We start from the raw sequence: 18,318 nt of genomic DNA, 5'->3' as shown, positions 1-18,318 counted from the left end.
AAAATGTTATTTTACAAAAGATTCTAACTTTAAATGTTAGAATTTGAAATATATTTTTTTGTTCTTATAAAATTGATACTTTTATAAAATGAAAAATATCAATTTCTTTATAATACCCGTTTTATTTCTCCTTTGTTACGTTAATCAATCTCATGCAAATGAGAACTTTAAAACAGGGAACAAAAATGCAATTGATACAAAAGAAGACACCCTTAAGTCAGGCGGAAAAAACAATAGAAAAGTAATTTTTGCTATTACTCCTCCTGTAATCAGGGCAACCGGAGATCAATTATACTGTTCCCAAAACAGCCTCAATATTGTAAGCACTATTACCATTACACACGATCCTCTTGAACCGGGAACTGAAGCTGGTTATATTCAAATTTCTTCGGGTTATTCCAGCGGTTTAGACAAATTAGAACTTTCAAACGCAGCTGCTCATCCAACAATTACAGCAACCTGGGACGCTATTGCGGGAAAATTAAAATTATCAAATCCAACGGGAGCTACTGTCTTATACGCTGATTTAGAGTCTGCTATAAAAGATGTTGTTTTCTCTAATTCTTCGGCTACAGCTTCAGGCACCAGAACTTTTTCGATAACAATTGGTCAGGCCAATTATTTACCGTCTACACAACACTATTATTTATTTGTTCCAAGCACAGGAATCACATGGACAGCTGCAAAAGCTGCTGCTGAAAACAGCACTTATTACGGACTCAAAGGGTATCTCGCCACCATTTTATCTGCTGATGAAGCCCAATTAATTGGAGAACAAGCCTCGGGAACCGGGTGGATTGGCGGTAGCGATGCCGAAACCGAAGGCGTATGGAAATGGGTTACAGGACCCGAAGCCGGAACTATTTTCTGGAATGGGGCCGCAAATGGCGCTACACCAAATTTTGCCTTCTGGAATACTGGAGAGCCAAACAATCAGGGAGATGAAGATTATGCACATATTACCCAACCAGGAGTTGGAATAAGAGGTTCATGGAATGATTTATCAAACACGGGAGATCCAAGTGGTAATTACCAACCTAAAGGTTATGTGGTAGAATATGGCGGCATGCCGGGCGAACTCCCTTTAGAGATTGCCGCAAGCACTAAAATAACCATTCCGGTTGCAATTCCTGGCGCAAATCCAAGTCCGGCTTGTGATTCAGGAAGTTTTACATTGACTGCAACTGCAACTGCAGGAGCAACAATAAGCTGGTACAGTTCAGCAGTAGGCGGAACTGCTTTAGCGACTGGAAATTCTTATACCACCCCAACAATAAATAGTACAACAACATATTATGTAGATGCTGGTTGCGAATCAAATCGAAAATCAATAGTTGCCAATATAAATACGACTCCTGCAACTCCTGTTGCTGCAAACTCTACATATTCCAATTGCGGGCCAGGAAGTATAACTATCAATGCAACTTCCAATATGGGCATCATTAATTGGTTTACAACTTCTACGGGAGGAACAAGCCTTTTTTCCGGAAATAATTTTAAAACACCCATAATCTCTGCCAATACAACCTACTATGCCGAAGCATCAAACAACGGCTGCATCAATACAACCCGCACTCCTGTAGGCATTGTTATTTATACCCCTCCGGCAGTAGCAGATGAAAATGTAACTTTATGTCAATTTCAAAAAGTGACACTTGACGCAGGAATTTCAGGAATGACTTATCTATGGAATACAGGCGATACAACTCCCACTATCGATGTTACAACGGGCGGAACTTATACAGTCGATGTTACAAGTCCTGCGCCTGAAAATTGTACCAGTCGAAAAACAATTAAGGTTGAGGAACATCAGGTTCCGCAGATTGAGCGAATCGATGTAAACGGCACAAGAGCTGTCATTTACCTTAAAAAAGAAACTGATTATTTTGAATATTCGGTAGACGGAACAAATTATCAGGATTCTAATGTTTTTTATGACGTTCCGGGTGGTTTACAGACCGCTTATGCAAGAGAGAAAAGCGGTTGCGGAATATCTACACAAACTTTTGTTGTGCTTGTTTTTCCTGCATTTTTTACTCCAAACAACGATTCTTATAATGATTTATGGGAAGTTACCGGAATGGAAAATTATCCTCAGGCACAAGTCACTATTTTTGACCGGTACGGAAAGCTAATTGCACAATTAAATACTTCTAAAATGAGTTGGGACGGCACTTTTGACAAAACTCCCTTGCCTGCTTCTGATTATTGGTATGCATTAAAAGTTGATAACACGAAACCCGTTTTAAGAGGTCATTTTTCGTTGAAGAGATAAATTAATCAGGTAATTAGATAATTTTAGATATCGCAATTTTAATTGTCCCATTTTCTAATGGACAAATCATCTAAATTAATTCAGTTTCTTCTGGATTTCACTTAAAATAAAAAGATAGTCTTCGTGTTTTTTTACAAAATCACGATCCGAAACATCGATAACCAAAACATTCAAATCGGTTTGGGATTTTATATATTCCAGGTAACCATTATTGATTTTATCTAAATACTCTGCTTCGATATTTTGTTCGTAAGTTCTGCCGCGTTTCCTAATGTTTTGCAGCAAGCGTTCGGTATTTTGATACAGGTAAACATACAAATCCGGTTTCGGCATTTCTTTGTATATAATATCGAACAGGTTTCGGTATAAACGATACTCATCTTCTGCAAGTGTAATTTTAGCAAAAATCAGGGATTTAAAAATATGATAATCGGCTACAATAAAATCTTTGAATAAATCAAACTGAGCCAAATCATCTGATAATTGCTGATAACGATCTGCCAGAAAAGACATTTCTAACGGAAAAGCATATCGGTTTTGATCTTTGTAGAATTTCGGTAAAAACGGATTATCAGCAAAACGTTCTAAAACGGTTTTAGCATTAAAATCTTCTGCTATTTTGTGTACCAACGTTGTTTTACCGGCTCCAATATTTCCTTCAAAAGCAATATAGTTAAACTTTTCTAACGGAATTTCAAGCAAAGGATTTTTTAAATTATGTATTATAGTACAAACACTATCGTCCGGCGAAATGGTAATCATCTCTGAAATGGTTTTATGAAAAACAGGATGTTTCCAGTCTAATTTTAAATCCTGCATAGGCAACAAAACAAAATTTCTGTTTTGCATTAAAGGATGCGGAATCTGTAATTTTTCAGAAGTGATTATTTCGTCATCAAAAGTGATTAAATCGACATCGATAATCCGGGATTGATATCCTTGTTGTTCTGAACGAATGCGTCCTAATTGTTTTTCGACTTTTAAAACCTGATTCAGTACTTTTTGCGCTGATGAATTGGTATGCAAAAGTAACGCACAATTGTAAAAAGCATCACTTTCAAACCCCCAGGCAGGAGTTTCATACAGCTTAGAAACCCTGATTACGGTCCCCACTTCCTGATGTATTAAAGCAATACAACTTTCGATGTTTTCTAACCTCTTTCCCTGATTGCTGCCTATAGATAAAACGATTTGATGCTGTGACTTCATAATGAATGCAAATTAACTAAAACTATTTTAGAATTACCTACATTATTTGATTCAAGAATCAGAAGTTTCCAACTATCTTCTATATTTTATTCCGAACATTTTCTTTAAAAAAACTGGAAACTTCTTACAAAAAACAGTATCTTTAATTTAGAAATTCAAAAATGTAAAAACTACAACTATTTCGCGAATTTGTATATTAGAAATAATTTGTTTTTAGATTACATTTGTAACAAACCAACCATTGTTGATACTTATTAAAAAAATATACTTATGAAGTTTTTAGGAAATGTAATTGCCACAGTTATTGGTATTTTTGTATTTATTATGCTCTTCTTTTTTGGAGTAATTCTTATTGGAGCTATTTTTGGCGGAGATGACGCCATTTCAGTTAAAAACGATTCTGTTATAGAGTTAAATTTAAAGCAAATTCAAAATGATTATGCCGGAAAATATAAAGATCCCTGGGTAACTGTTTTTTCAGACAAAAAAGAAATTGGATTAACAGATGTTATCAATGCAATCGAGGCCGCAAAAACAGATGACAATATTAAAGGAATTTCGATTTTAAATGATGAATCGTCTTTAGGGCTCGCACAATATAAAGATTTAAGAAATGCCCTTGAAAGTTTTAAAAAATCAGGAAAATTTGTTTGGGCGTATGCCAATACCTATTCACAAAAAGAATACTATTTAAACTCTGTTGCCAATACGGTTTATATAAATCCTGCAGGAGATTTAGATTTTAAGGGACTTTCGTCTGAAGTAATGTTTTTTAAAGATTTTCAGGATAAGTCCGGTATTCACATGGAAGTGATTCGTCACGGAAAATACAAAAGTGCCGTTGAACCTTTTTTAGAGAACAAAATGAGCGATGCTAACAGAGAGCAGGTAACAGCTCTTTTAAACTCGATCTGGGCGACCGTTTCTACCGATATTTCGAAAAGCCGAAACATTCCGCTTCCTAAATTAAATGAGATTGCAAATGGTTTATTGGCACGAACTCCCGAAATGGCAAAAGCGCAACATTTGGTTGATATTGTAGCCTACGAAGATGTGTATCACAATGCCATCAAAAAAGCTCTAAAAGTAAGCGGTGACGATGATTATAACAAAATTTCGATTTTAGATTATACTCAAAATAACATTACAACAGCTTTAACAAATACTGCAACAGATCAAATTGCTATTATTTATGCCCAGGGCGAAATACAAAGTGGTGAAGGAGATGTTACTGTAATTGGCGAAGGTTCTATGCGCCGTTCTTTACAGGAAGCGCGTAAAAATGATGATGTAAAAGCAATTGTACTGAGAATTGACAGTCCGGGTGGAAGTGCCTTGACATCTGACTTAATATGGAGAGAAATTGAAATTACCAAAAAAGTAAAACCTGTTGTAGTTTCTATGGGTAATTATGCTGCTTCAGGAGGATATTATATCGCTTGTAATGCCAACAAAATTTTTGCTGAAAGCAATACAATTACGGGCTCTATAGGTGTTTTTGGGATTTTACCCAACTTTAGCCCGTTAGCCAATAAATTAGGCATTAATACCGAACAGGTAAAAACACATGAAAACTCAGCAAACTATAGTCCGTTTGTGCCTGTTGACGAAAAGTTTAAAGCCTTTACTTTAGAAGGAGTTGAGCATATTTACAATACTTTTGTAACACATGTGGCCGAAGGCCGAAAAATGACTTTCGCGCAAGTTGATGCTATTGCACAAGGAAGAGTATGGTCCGGAACTGAAGCTTTGAAAATTGGTTTGGTGGATAAAATCGGGGGATTAAATGATGCCATTGCGGAAGCCGCAAGAATTGCCAAAATAAAATCATACAGTACTCAAAACTATCCGGAATACGAGAAAAAATTTAGTGATATGCTTTCCGGATTGCCTTTTGCACAATCTAAAGAGGCTTTCATAAAAGAAGAAATTGGCGAAGAAAATTATATGCTTATTGAGCAGGTAAAAAGACTTCAAAAACAAAAAGGCGTTCAGGCTATGCTTCCTTTTGGATTAAATATTAAATAATTCCATTGTCAAAATGAAAAAGCTATTTGCTGTTATTGGTGTTTTATTTATGAGCATTATTTATGCACAGGATAAAAAAGAAATTACCTTTAAAGAAACTCCTATAATTTTAAAAATAAATATAGATCAGCTTTTTGGTACTTTAACTACTCCTGATTTAAAGACAAAATATCCGGTAGCACTGATAATTTCCGGTTCAGGACCAACAGACAGAAATGGAAATAATCCGATGATGAAAAACAATTCCCTGAAAATGCTGGCTGAAACTCTGGCAAAAAACGGAATCGCATCATTACGATATGACAAAAGAGGAATTGGCGAAAGCAAGGCCTCTGCAGTTTCAGAACAAACTTTAGTATTTGAGAATTATACCGAAGATGCCAAAAGCTGGATTAATTTATTAAAACAGGACAAACGTTTCTCTGAAGTTATTGTTATTGGTCATAGCGAAGGTTCTTTAATTGGGATGATTGCCTGCGCAAAAGCAAATAAATTTATTTCTATTGCAGGTCCTGCAGAATCAGCAGATAAGTTGATAAAAACTCAAATTACATCTAAAGCAAATAAACAATTAGAAGAATTAACTTTTCCCATTCTTGATAGCCTCAAAAGCGGTCACTATGTCCAAAAAGTAGATCCGATGCTTAATTCTTTATTTAGAGCAAGCATTCAGCCTTATTTGATTTCATGGTTTAAATATAACCCGCAGGCAGAAATTAAAAAAATAAATTTCCCAATTCTAATCCTTCAGGGAAATAAGGATTTACAGGTAACGGTAAAAGATGCTGAGCTTTTATCTCAGTCAAACAAAAATGCTGAACTTTTGATTGTTGACGACATGAATCATGTCATGAAAATCATCAAAGGTGATAATCAGGCAAATATAGAAAGTTATAATAATGAGAGTTTACCTATTTCAGAAGTGATGACAAACAAGATCATTTCTTTCATTAAAAAATAACTGAAATCATAAAATCATTAAAAATCCGTTTGAACTATATTCAGACGGATTTTTTTTTCAACAAAATCAGGGATATTTCTTATATTTTACAAAAACTTTATCTGCGAACTCCATCAAAAAAAGTTATTTTTGCACGAGTCGATTATCAATTTAAACTCTCAAATCTATTTATATGTTAAAGAAAATTTTAAAAATTACAGCCATTGTTCTCGTGGTGATTGTAGCCGCATTATTTGCCATTCCGTATTTCTTTAAAGATCAGATAAAAGCTAAGATTGCCGAAGCCATTAACGAAAGCGTTGATGCTAAAGTAAGTTTTGCAGATGCCGATTTAAGTTTGTTTAGAAACTTTCCGAATGCGACGGTTGGAATCGAAAAACTGGTCATCATCAACAAAGCACCTTTTGAAGGCGATACTTTGGTTTCGTTAGGCGAATTAAACCTAAAAATGAGTATTAAAGAACTTTTTAAAGGAAAAGACGAACCTTTAAGTATTCAGGGAATTAGCTCAACAAATGGTTTGATTAATATTATCTTCAATAAAGATGGTGTAGGAAACTTTGATATTGCTCTTAAAGACAAAGAAAAAACCGAGAAAGACGATAAGAGTAAACCGCTTTCTTTAAAAATTCAAAACTATAAAATTGAGAATTTTACTTTCAGATATATCGATCAGGGTTCTAAAATAAAAATGGTAATCGATAGCTTAAACCATGAAGGAACAGGTGATTTTACCAATTCAAAATTAGACCTGACTACAAAATCAACTGCTAAGGTTTCTTTGGATATGGATAAGATCAATTACATGAAAAATGTAAAATTAACTTTAGATGCCGTTTTAGGAATAGATTTAGAACAAAGCAAATATACATTTAAAGAGAATAAAGCTTTAATCAACCAATTGCCTTTAGAATTTGACGGATATATTCAGATGGTTGAAGCGGGTCAGAATTATGACTTAAAATTTAAAACGCCAACTTCATCCTTTACCAACTTCTTAGGCTTAATTCCTTCAGCTTATTCTTCAAGTCTTGATGGCGTAAAAACAACAGGAGATTTTACTGTCGTTGGTTTTGCAAAAGGGCAATTGACAGATACAACTGTTCCTAAATTCAATATTGCTATTGCATCAAACAATGCTTCTTTTCAATATCCTAACCTGCCAAAATCAGTTCAGAATATTGTGATCGACACAAAAATTATTAACGAAACAGGGATCTTAAATGATACTTACGTTAACTTAGACAAGCTATCGTTTAGAATAGATCAGGATGTTTTTAATGCTAAGGCAAATATTAAAAACATAACCGTGAATCCGTTTGTGGATGCGGCTCTAAAAGGAACTATCAACCTGGCTAATCTTTCAAAAGCATATCCAATTAAAATCGACAAACCTCTTGCCGGTATTTTAAAAGCTGATGTTACAACACAATTTGATATGGCCTCTGTAGAAAAAAGCCAATATCAAAACATTAAAAATGCCGGAACGATGAGTTTATCAGGATTTAAGTATACGGATGAAAACAACAAATCGATGAATATTAGCACGGCTTTGGTTGAATTTAATCCAAGTACAATCAATTTGAAAAAATTTGATGCAACAACCGGAAAAAGCGACCTAAGCATTAATGGAGTTCTTGAAAATTTCTATGGTTTTATGTTCAAAAAACAAGAACTTAAAGGAAACTTCAATATGAGTTCAAACCAGTTGGCTGTTGATGATTTCATGACTGCGGGAGAACCTGCAACGGCTAAAACAGAGGCAAAACCAACCGAGGCAATGAAGATTCCTGCTTTCTTAAATTGTACTATAAATGCAAAAGCAACAACGGTTTTATATGATAATTTAAAATTAAAGGATGTTTCCGGAAAATTGATTGTAAAAGATGAAAAAGCGACTTTAGAAAACTTCAAAACATCAATTTTTGGAGGAACGATTGGTTTAACAGGAACGGTTTCAACCAAAGCAAAAGTCCCTACTTTTGACATGAATTTAGGTTTTAATCAGGTTGATATTGCACAAACTTTTACGCAATTGGACATGATGAAAAAAATTGCACCTATCGCAGGAATCATCAATGGAAAATTGAATTCGACGATAAAATTAAACGGAAATCTTGATGCCAAAGAACTTACTCCGGATCTAAAATCGATTTCAGGAGATTTGATAGGACAATTACTTTCTACTACTATAAATTCTAAAAATTCGACTGTATTAAATGCTTTAACTTCAAACATTAAATTTATCGATATGAATAAGGTGAATTTAAATGATATTAAGGCTGCTTTAACTTTTGAGAACGGGAAAGTAAATGTAAAACCATTTGACATTAAATATCAGGACATTAAAATTACAGTGGGTGGAACTCACGGTTTTGACCAAACTATGAATTACAACTTAAAATTAGATGTTCCGGCTAAATATTTAGGAAATGAAGCGAATGCGTTTCTTGCAAAAATGTCGCCTGCAGATGCTGCAAAACTGGAAAACATTCCAATAAATGCTATGATTACAGGTAATTTTTCTAATCCGAAAATATCGACTGATATGAAAAGTGCGGTTACCAGTTTAGCTTCACAGGTGGCAAATCAGCAAAAAGAAAAGCTAACCCAAAAAGGTGCCTCTGCCCTTAGTGATTTAATCAATAAAAACACAAAAGCAAAAGACACAACGCAAGCTGCAAAAACAGAAAAAGAACAAAAGACTCAGGAAGTCACTAAAAAAGCAAGTGACTTAATAAATGGTTTATTTAAGAAGAAAAACTAAAACAAAAAAAGGCATCCACAACGGATGCCTTTTTTTTGTTACTCTATTTTTTATATCGCGTTTGAATAAATATTTAATTTTCCGTTGTTTAAAATTGAGTTTATTGTTTTTATGTACTCTTTTTTAGTATACAAATTAACATCTACTGCAACACTGCAATTATCATAAGGTTCATATTTTTTTATATTTGCTCCGGAAAACAATCCTATAGTTGGAGTTTGTGCAGCACTTGCCAAATGCATAATGCCACTATCGGCACCAATAAACAAATCGGCATTGGCAATGACAGCTCCTATTTCGCGAATATCTTTACTATAAAATGTTGGCGCCTTAAACCCTATTTGAGAAACATTTTCTACAGGCAGGATTTCAATGATATTGTAGTGTTTATATTCGGCCAGGAGTTGTGCATAAAATTTTTCCCACCATTCTTCCGAAAGACATTTTGCTCCGGTTGCATAAGTAAAAATACAGATTGTTTTTTTGTTATCATCTCCTAAATCATGTAATGTTTTCTTGCCCAGGGCAATTTCAGAAGATGATAATTTAAGGTCGAGAGGAGCTACTATTTTATTACTTTTCTTTAATCTAAGCTTTGTTAAATAGTGGCGGAAGTTATAAACGGGGTACTTTGCAATGTGATCAAAATCATTTTTTTTGTCTGTTTCCTCATGTCCTGAGTCTCCATAGAATTTATATTTGGCATTTGAAAACCGCACTGCTAATCTGCCTGAAGAAGAATTTTGATCAACATTGATGGCCATATCATATGGCTCCTTTTTTATAGAGATCCAAACCTTTATATATTGAAGTAAATTTTTAAAAGGTTTTTTAGGCAAGTGAATTGTTTTATTGACGACATCGTAATTTTCAAAAATAATAGGTGCCAGAGTACCTTTTACAAATAAGTCAATTTTACAATTTGGAAATGTTTCCGAAACTTCCTGAACGAGAGGCGTTATCAATAAAAGATTTCCTAATCTTGCATTTGGCCTGCAAATAAGAACCCTCTTAATTTCAGTTTTATCAACCAGAATAAAATCATCTTCCATTTTTGGTTTTCCAATATCCTTCGTCAGGTTGCGCATTATACCACGCCTATAGTCGTTTATTTTGCTTAAAACACTCATCTATTAAATAATTTATGAATTATAAAATTTTCAATTAATTTTAGAAATAAAGCTTGAAATGATCAAATCAAATCTAGGTTCTTTTATTTTTTAAAATTAAATTCTTCCAATAAGCATTTGTTACAAAATTGTAACGAAATGTATTAATATTCACATGTTTATGCCTTGGAAAGTGATATAAAATTACAATAAATTATTCTTTAAATAACAATATAATAGACAGTTAGCAGCAAAAAGTCGACGACTTGCGACTATCACTAGACGTTTATAGTGACAACATACCCTTCTGAACCACGAATGTTAAAAACTGTTCCGTTTTCGAAAATTAGATATTGACCCTTGATCCCGGTAAGCTTTCCCTGAAAGGTTGGGGTTTTATCTAAATTCAAACTTGCCACTTTAGCAGGATAACTTAAAACCGGATAATTCAGTTCATATAGATCATTTTTCTGATTGTAAAAATACTCTTGTACCTCAGCTGGAATTAAACTTTCAACTTTAGCTTTTTCAGCAAGCAAATCAAAAACCCCGCTTGTATTCTGGAGCATTTTTCTCCAATTTGTTTTATCTGTATAATGATCTTTTAAAGCGACTTCAGTAATTCCGGCCAAATATCGGTTGGGGACCTCAACAATGGCAATTGCCTGCGTAGCACCCTGATCAATCCAACGGGTTGGCACCTGAGTTTTTCGGGTAACCCCTACTTTCACTTCACTTGCCAAAGCCAGATACACAATATGAGGCTGCAATTGTACTTTTTGCTCATATTCTAAATCACGGTCTGCAATGCCTAAGTGTGCCGTACTCAGTTCCGGTCGCATAATCCAGTCCCCAACGGCAGGACTCGAATAAAAACAATCATAGCAAAACCCCTGGCGGAATATTTTTTTCTTTTTATGACAATTCAAACATTCAAAACCTGCAAAATTAATCTCAATTTCTTTATTCAATAACTGATTCATGTTTAGAAAACTGTCTTCGAAAACCAAATAATACTGAATTGGGTTTCCTAGTTCAGTTTGCATTTTGGTAAGTACTCCTTGATATGTCATTAGAATTGGTGAATTTTAGATTTAGATTGCTGATTTTAGATTAAAGACAATTTCTTAAAATCTGAATTTAATACTAAATTCAATTTTTAAAGTACAATCTTTTACTCCTTAATGCTGTTTTTTTTTACAAAAAAATACTATTTTTGATACAACGGCAAAGTTAATATTTGTCAATCGATATTCAAATTTTAAATTTCCTGATTTTACTACCATTGAAAAATCTAAAATTTAAAATCAGCAATCTAAAATCCAAAATCATCCATGCCCTTATCAATAATCAACTCTTTTGCTTCCTGGGTCCTAAAACAAAGGATACATCAAATCGAACTTTTTTTAAAATATCCAAATGAAGTTCAGGAAGAACTGTTGCATAATTTATTAACGGCCTCTGAAAACACAATTATAGGAAAACAATATGATTTTGAATCCATAAGCTCTTATCAAACCTTTACAGAAAGGGTTCCGATTGCCACTTATGAAGAACTTCAGCCTTTAATTGAACGTACTCGTCAGGGTGAACAAAATGTATTCTGGGAAACTCCTATAAAATGGTTTGCCAAATCAAGCGGAACTACAAATGCTAAAAGTAAATTTATTCCGGTAAGCAACGAAGCGCTGGAAGATTGCCATTATAAAGGCAGTAAAGATTTACTTTGCTTGTATCTGAACAACAATGAAGATTCTGAATTATTTTTAGGGAAAAGCCTTCGTTTGGGTGGAAGCTCCCAGATTTACGAAAACAACAATACTTTCTTTGGTGATTTATCGGCTATATTAATTGAAAACATGCCTATTTGGGCTGAATTTAGCAGTACGCCCAGCAACAAAACTTCATTGATGAGCGAATGGGAAGCTAAAATTGCTGCCATTATAAACGAAACCAAAAATGAAAACGTAACGAGTTTTGCCGGAGTTCCTTCGTGGATGCTGGTTTTAATGAATAAGGTTTTAGAAAATACAGGCAAAGAGAACTTATTGGAAATTTGGCCCAATCTGGAAGTTTACTTTCATGGCGGCGTGAGTTTTTCTCCTTATAAAGAACAATACAAAAAAATATTACCTAGTAAAGATTTTAAATATTACGAAATATACAATGCTTCTGAAGGCTTTTTTGCTATTCAGGATTTGAACAATTCAAGCGATTTATTGCTGATGCTGGATTATGGCATTTTTTACGAATTCATTTCAATGGACACTTTTGGAACTCCCAATCAAAAAGTAATTCGTCTGGCAGATGTTGAATTAAATAAAAACTATGCGATTGTGATTACTACAAATTCAGGATTATGGCGTTATCTGATTGGAGACACGGTTCGTTTTACTTCTTTAAATCCATACAGAATCAGGGTTACCGGCAGAACCAAACATCATATTAATGTTTTTGGGGAAGAATTAATGGTAGAAAATACCGATCAGGCAATTGCCAAAGCCTGTCAGCTTACCCAAACGGAGGTAATTGATTATACCGTTGCTCCAATTTTTATGCAGGATAAAGAAAAAGGTGCCCACGAATGGATGATTGAATTCAAGAAAAAACCGGCAGATGTTGGTCTTTTCCAGAAAGTACTGGACGAAACGTTACAAACTTTAAATTCTGATTATGAGGCCAAACGCCATAACAATATGACTTTAAACCCTTTGGTAATTAATGTGGCACGTGAAAACTTATTTTACGATTGGTTAAAAGAACGCGACAAATTAGGCGGACAACATAAAATTCCCAGACTTTCGAATCAGAGAGATTATTTGGAGCAATTGAAGGAAATGTAGAACCTAAAGCTTGCCACTAATTTACATCGTTAGTACAAATGTTTCCGTTCTAAATACAATCAATTTCTAACTACTCATAAATAGTACACTTAGAAAAAGTTCAAAACAATCGACTTCATAAAATGAGACATTACATTTTGATTTTAGTTTTTGCTTTTATTTCCTGTACAAAAGAACAGCAGCACCAAAAAACAATTGTACTTCAACCTTTAGGAGATTTTAAAACGGAACAGGCAAAGACGGTTTACAACAAAATACAGGCAATTAATCCAAATGTTGTATTAAGACAGAATATTCCTTTCCCTGAGCAGGCGTATTACGAACCAGGAAACAGATACCGGGCTGACAGTATTATCAGAATCATCAAAAATAATATTGGAAAAGATTCTGTAATTGTAGGTTTATCAAACCGTGACATTAGCGTAACAAAAGGAAAAATTAAAGATTGGGGCGTAATGGGATTGGGGTATCATCCTGGCAAGTCTTGTGTAGTTTCTGATTTTAGACTGAGTAAAAGAACCAAAGAAATACAATTCTATAAAGTAGTTTTACATGAATTAGGTCATACCGAGGGATTGCCACATTGCGCAACAAAAACCTGTTTAATGAGAGATGCTGAAGGCAAAAATCCTATTGATGAAGAAAAAGACTTTTGTTTAAAATGTAAAAACTATTTAATTGGAAAAGGGTGGAAATTAACCCTGTCTAACTCTTGATTTACCGCCAGCTTTAGCTAGTGAAACAAAATAAAGCTATTGCTATACTTCTCCTTCAGCTAAAGAAGGAGGCTATTCAAACTAAACTGCTTATAAAAACTACAGTTCATTAATTTACGAATTATGCTAAATCGCATAAGGGACAGGAGTGGAAATCCTTTTTGTTTTTTCTTTAAAAACAAAAAGATTGGAACGTATAGCCCGACCCGGAGGGACATGCCCATAAAAAACCTTAGCTTTTATTGAAGACTAAGCCTTGTATATCTTTATTAAGTTCTGTTTGTTATTTCGACAAAGGAGAAATCACACCCGTAATTCCGTAAAGAATGTCGCCAATCTTTGCCGGGCTATGAGTTGTGACTTACTTCATCTGTTTGCTATCGCCCGAGTCTCCCTTGGTCGGACATGAGAAAAATTCTTTCGATTACATCATATCAATATATCGATCATGATACCCTAGCAAATATAAAACCCCGTCAAGACCTAAACTTGAAATTGAGGTTGCTGCGTTTTCTTTTACTTTGGGTTTGGCATGAAAAGCAATTCCCAGACCAGCTAAGTTTAGCATTGGTAAATCGTTTGCCCCATCTCCAACCGCAATCGTTTGGTTGATGTGGATACCTTCTTTTTCTGCAATAGCTTTTAGGTACTCTGCTTTCTTTTGTCCGTCAACAATATCTCCTAAATATTTACCGGTAAGTTTTCCGTCTTTTATTTCTAACTGATTGGCGTGAACGTAATCGATTCCGAGCTCTTTTTGAAGATATTCTCCAAAATAAGTGAAACCTCCGGAAAGAATTGCCGTTTTATAACCATAATATTTCAGGGCTTTCATTAAACGATGGGCACCTTGTGTAATGGGCAAATTGATGGCAACATTCTGCAAAACATCTTCACTCAAACCTTCTAACAATGCCATACGCTGTTTGAAACTTTCGTTGAAGTCAATTTCACCATTCATTGCTGATTCGGTAATGGCGCGCACTTGTTCTCCTACTCCATTTAATTCCGCCAGTTCGTCGATAACTTCGGTTTGGATTAAAGTAGAATCCATATCGAAGCAAACCAAACGACGGTTTCTTCTGTAAATATTATCTTCCTGAAACGAAATATCAACATTTAAAGTTCTGGAAATTTCCATGAAACTTGCTGTCATGATGATCTTGTTTACAATTTCTCCGGTAACGGATAATTGAATACAAGAACGCGGATATTGTTCTTTTTCAACAATAGACGTTCTTCCTGTCAATCGAATTATAGAATCGATATTCAGGTTTTGATCTGACATTATTTTAGTTACTGCGGCCAACTGTGACGCTGCCAGTTTCTCTCCTAAAATATTAATTATATAGCGCTGCTTTGATTGTGATTTTACCCACGTTTCGTAATCTTCGATAGAGATTGGAATGAACTTTACTTTAATTTCCAGTTCATAGGCCTTAAACAATAAGTCTTTTAAAACAGGTCCCGAAGAAGAACCGGCTTCAATTTCGAACAAAATCCCCAAAGAAAGGGTATCATGAATATCAGCCTGGCCAATATCTAAAATATTGGCATCATAAGTAGCCAATACAGCTGTTAAACCTGCTGTAACCCCTATTTTATCATGTCCTGAAACTTTTAATAAAATAATTTCTTTATCTTCTATTGCCATTTTATCTGTGTTGATTTTGAAGCGACAAAAATCGGCAATCTCTTGCTGATAAAAAAGGATAATCTTTGTTTTTTTGAAAAGAAAAAGCACATAATGATGTGCTTTTTCAAGTAATTTAACAATAATGTTCCGCTATTAAAATAACGTAACTTTTTAATTATTTCCTGGCTGATTTTCGTCAAAGTTAACCATCCAGCTTATCCCGAATTTATCTTTGAACATTCCAAAATAAGCTCCCCAAAACGTTTTATTCATGGGCATGTAAATGGTTCCTCCTGCTGAAAGTCCGTTGAAGATTCTATCGCCTTCTGCTGCGCTTTCGACATTTATTGATACCGAAAAATTTCCTCCAAAAACGACATCGCCAGATTGGTCGTTACTATCACTTCCCATTAAAATGGTATTTCCAATTGGCAGCGAAACGTGCATTACTCTATTGGCATCTTTTTCTGATATTTGGGCACAACCTCCATCTTCACCTGCAGGCATGTCTTTAAATTTTCCGATATAAGGAAATTCTCCTCCAAAAACGGATTTATAAAATAGAAATGCTTCTTCGCAATTTCCGTTAAATATTAAATAAGGGTTTACTGATGTTGCCATGATATTTTGTTTTTTTGTTATTTTCTTTCTTCTATTTTCTTTCTTCTATTTTCTTTCTTCTATTTTCTTTCTTCTATTTTCTTTGCTCTATTTTCTTTATTCTATTTTCTTTATTCTATTTTCTTTATTCTATTTTCTTTGCTCTATTTTCTTTATTCTATTTTCTTTATTCTATTTTTCTTTATTCCTAATTCTCTGAAAGTTGTTTTACTATTTCCAGCCCTTTCGGAAAAGCATCCTTGAAATAATCAATAAATTTTTCGACTACATCAACCTGAACTACAAGATCTGTAAACCCATCATCAGGGGTTAATCGATATATTTCTATTGCACCACTCCATTTTTCCGTTTCTTCATCAATAGGCAGTTCTTTAAAATCTTTAATTTCTCCCAAATGCTTAAAAGCCATATATTCATTTGGGATTTTTCTCTCGATTATGCTATGCATTCCTCCACCATTAGGCCCCAGAAAATGTATTTTTCCGCCTTCTTTCCAATCACTTACGGCATATGACCCTTCATAAAAAACTCCCGCCCATTTTCTGTAGGTTTCATCATTCCATAAAACCGACCAGACTTTCTCTGCTGAAGCTTTGATTCTTATTTTAAATTCTAAAGTTTCCATGATTATGATAATTTACTAAAATCCATAAATAAAACATTCCAGCGATGACCGTCTAAATCAGCAAAACCAAAGCCATACATCCAGCCCTGACTTTCGGCAGGAGGCGTAAAGACATTTCCGCCGGCTTCTTCGACTTTCTTTGCTAATTCATCAACTTCCGCTACACTTTCTGCATCAATAGAAATCAGAATTTCTGAACTTGATTGTGTATCCGTTAGTTTATTTTGAGAAAAACCTGCAAATAATGATTCTTCAAAAAGCATTACCACAAATTTTCCTTCTCCCACCAACATACAAGTTGAGCTTGGCGTGTCGTGTTCTTCATTAAAAGAGAAACCAATTTTCGAAAAAAAAGCTTTAGATTTTGCCACCTCTTTTACCGGCAAATTCAGCCAAATTTGTTTTATCATCTTTTTTATTTTAAAATTTTAAACCATATAATTATAGAAGGCAATTTAATGTATGCTCCTAAAAGGTGCTTATTGGATCGTAAAGACGCGAGGTATAAAGTTTTTTTTAAGTTTAATTTCAAGTTTTCAAAAAAGAAAAAAAAAAACAGCACCTGTATAACTTTGCCATTTTGAACCTTTAGAAAAAAACTAATTATTCTCAACATAATTTTTAAAATTATCCAGAATAGCCTGCCATCCTCCGCGTTGCATTTCTTCCGGATTTTGAGTTTCAGGATCAAAACTTTCAATTACCTCTACTCCGTCTGATGTTTCTGTAAAACTAATTTCAACTTTTCTTCCATCGCCCAGAATGTATTCAATTGCTTTGTTTTTTTCTACCAGAGTATATTCGCCCCCAAAATCAAAACTCATACTGCCATCTTTTGCAGCCATGGTCGATGTAAATTTTCCGCCTTCTCTTAAATCATTTTCAGCATAAGGTGTGTGCCATTCCGGAGAAGCAAAACTCCATTTTGTAATATGTTCCGGTAATGTCCAGAATTCCCAAACTTTATCTATTGATGCATGAATTGTATTTTGTACTGTTATCATTATATATTTTTTTTTAAAATTACACTTTTACAAACTGGGTTATTCTTCTTTGATTTAAAAGAACTAAAAACTTTCGACATATGTTTTAAAATTATCAATTACGTTCTGGCACCACTCTTTCTGCATATTTTCAGGATTTCCTGCTTCAGGTTCAAATACCTCCGTTATTTTTACTTTATTGCCAATGCTTTCAAAATGTACGCTACCGGTTCTGCCATCGACAAGTTTGTATTCTATTATTGAAAATTGTTCGACTTTAGTATACCATCCTTCAAAATCAAATTGCAGGCTTTTATCTTTGGCCGCCATGGTGTATTTGAATTTTCCCCCAACTTTCAAATCATTTTCGGCATAAGGAGTATGCCAGCTATCGTAGGCATTATTCCATTTTTGAATGTGCTCGGGAATTGTCCAGATTTTCCAAACTTTATCTATAGCAGCACTGATTGTATTTTGAACTGTTATCATTATATTTTTCTTAAAATTAAGCGTAGTTTTTATATAAAATTACAAATTATTTAAAG

15 protein-coding genes are annotated in these 18,318 nt (G+C 34.2%); 6 read left to right on the top strand and 9 right to left on the bottom strand.

Features of this window, described 5'->3' with window-relative positions; translation table 11 throughout:
• Nucleotides 1-88: 88 nt before the first annotated feature.
• Entirely contained in the window at nt 89-2,275 is a 2,187-nt protein-coding gene (locus ACHRWY_RS24440) for a T9SS type B sorting domain-containing protein (RefSeq protein WP_395358069.1), read from the top strand.
• A gap of 75 nt (nt 2,276-2,350) precedes the next feature.
• Here ACHRWY_RS24440 and folK read toward each other — a convergent pair whose 3' ends face one another.
• The gene (gene folK / locus ACHRWY_RS24435; protein WP_395358067.1) at nt 2,351-3,484 is read right to left on the bottom strand and encodes a 2-amino-4-hydroxy-6-hydroxymethyldihydropteridine diphosphokinase; all 1,134 of its coding nucleotides are present in this window, start codon (nt 3,482-3,484) and stop codon (nt 2,351-2,353) included.
• Between the two features lie 270 nt (nt 3,485-3,754).
• Between folK and sppA the strand changes: the two genes are divergently transcribed.
• The 3 genes from sppA to ACHRWY_RS24420 all read left to right on the top strand — a co-directional run bounded on the left by sppA (nt 3,755) and on the right by ACHRWY_RS24420 (nt 9,240).
• Nucleotides 3,755-5,512, top strand: coding sequence for a signal peptide peptidase SppA (gene sppA / locus ACHRWY_RS24430; RefSeq protein ID WP_395358065.1), 1,758 nt, complete (start codon nt 3,755-3,757; stop codon nt 5,510-5,512).
• Between the two features lie 13 nt (nt 5,513-5,525).
• Complete coding sequence (locus tag ACHRWY_RS24425) at nt 5,526-6,473, top strand: alpha/beta hydrolase (protein ID WP_395358063.1); 948 nt, start codon at nt 5,526-5,528, stop codon at nt 6,471-6,473.
• A gap of 172 nt (nt 6,474-6,645) precedes the next feature.
• Nucleotides 6,646-9,240 (top strand): AsmA-like C-terminal region-containing protein, encoded by a 2,595-nt coding sequence (locus ACHRWY_RS24420; RefSeq protein WP_395358061.1) that lies wholly within the window; start codon nt 6,646-6,648, stop codon nt 9,238-9,240.
• A 50-nt stretch (nt 9,241-9,290) separates the two neighbouring features.
• On the opposite strand, the gene ACHRWY_RS24415 is transcribed toward ACHRWY_RS24420, so the two are convergent.
• Nucleotides 9,291-10,370, bottom strand: a complete 1,080-nt coding sequence (locus ACHRWY_RS24415) for a glycosyltransferase family 9 protein (protein WP_395358059.1) — start codon at nt 10,368-10,370, stop codon at nt 9,291-9,293.
• A 257-nt stretch (nt 10,371-10,627) separates the two neighbouring features.
• On the bottom strand, nt 10,628-11,422 hold the full coding sequence (locus ACHRWY_RS24410; RefSeq protein ID WP_395358057.1) for a DUF2797 domain-containing protein: 795 nt from the start codon (nt 11,420-11,422) through the stop codon (nt 10,628-10,630).
• Nucleotides 11,423-11,683: 261 nt separating this feature from the next.
• Between ACHRWY_RS24410 and ACHRWY_RS24405 the strand changes: the two genes are divergently transcribed.
• Nucleotides 11,684-13,192: a GH3 auxin-responsive promoter family protein gene (locus tag ACHRWY_RS24405; RefSeq protein ID WP_395358055.1), complete on the top strand. Its 1,509-nt coding sequence runs from the start codon at nt 11,684-11,686 to the stop codon at nt 13,190-13,192.
• 122 nt (nt 13,193-13,314) lie between these two features.
• Nucleotides 13,315-13,908 (top strand): Zn-dependent protease, encoded by a 594-nt coding sequence (locus ACHRWY_RS24400; protein ID WP_395358053.1) that lies wholly within the window; start codon nt 13,315-13,317, stop codon nt 13,906-13,908.
• A gap of 424 nt (nt 13,909-14,332) precedes the next feature.
• Here ACHRWY_RS24400 and serB read toward each other — a convergent pair whose 3' ends face one another.
• The 6 genes from serB to ACHRWY_RS24370 form a co-directional block, all read right to left on the bottom strand.
• Nucleotides 14,333-15,562 carry a phosphoserine phosphatase SerB gene (serB, locus tag ACHRWY_RS24395; RefSeq protein ID WP_395358051.1) on the bottom strand — a complete coding sequence of 410 codons (1,230 nt, stop codon included), beginning with the start codon at nt 15,560-15,562 and terminating at the stop codon, nt 14,333-14,335.
• A 153-nt stretch (nt 15,563-15,715) separates the two neighbouring features.
• Entirely contained in the window at nt 15,716-16,165 is a 450-nt protein-coding gene (locus ACHRWY_RS24390; protein ID WP_395358049.1) for a VOC family protein, read from the bottom strand.
• Between the two features lie 187 nt (nt 16,166-16,352).
• Nucleotides 16,353-16,790 carry an SRPBCC domain-containing protein gene (locus ACHRWY_RS24385; protein ID WP_395358048.1) on the bottom strand — a complete coding sequence of 146 codons (438 nt, stop codon included), beginning with the start codon at nt 16,788-16,790 and terminating at the stop codon, nt 16,353-16,355.
• Between the two features lie 2 nt (nt 16,791-16,792).
• Nucleotides 16,793-17,200 (bottom strand): VOC family protein, encoded by a 408-nt coding sequence (locus ACHRWY_RS24380; RefSeq protein WP_395358046.1) that lies wholly within the window; start codon nt 17,198-17,200, stop codon nt 16,793-16,795.
• Between the two features lie 189 nt (nt 17,201-17,389).
• A complete protein-coding gene (locus ACHRWY_RS24375) occupies nt 17,390-17,794 on the bottom strand; it encodes an SRPBCC family protein (protein WP_395358044.1) in 405 nt (134 codons plus the stop codon).
• Between the two features lie 63 nt (nt 17,795-17,857).
• Nucleotides 17,858-18,262 (bottom strand): SRPBCC domain-containing protein, encoded by a 405-nt coding sequence (locus tag ACHRWY_RS24370; protein ID WP_395358042.1) that lies wholly within the window; start codon nt 18,260-18,262, stop codon nt 17,858-17,860.
• Nucleotides 18,263-18,318 lie beyond the last annotated feature (56 nt).

The organism is Flavobacterium sp. FlaQc-48 (assembly GCF_044007335.1).
Classification (GTDB): Bacteria; Bacteroidota; Bacteroidia; order Flavobacteriales; family Flavobacteriaceae; genus Flavobacterium.
Note: the sequence above shows the minus strand (reverse complement) of the source record. Positions and strands in the feature narration are given on the sequence as shown.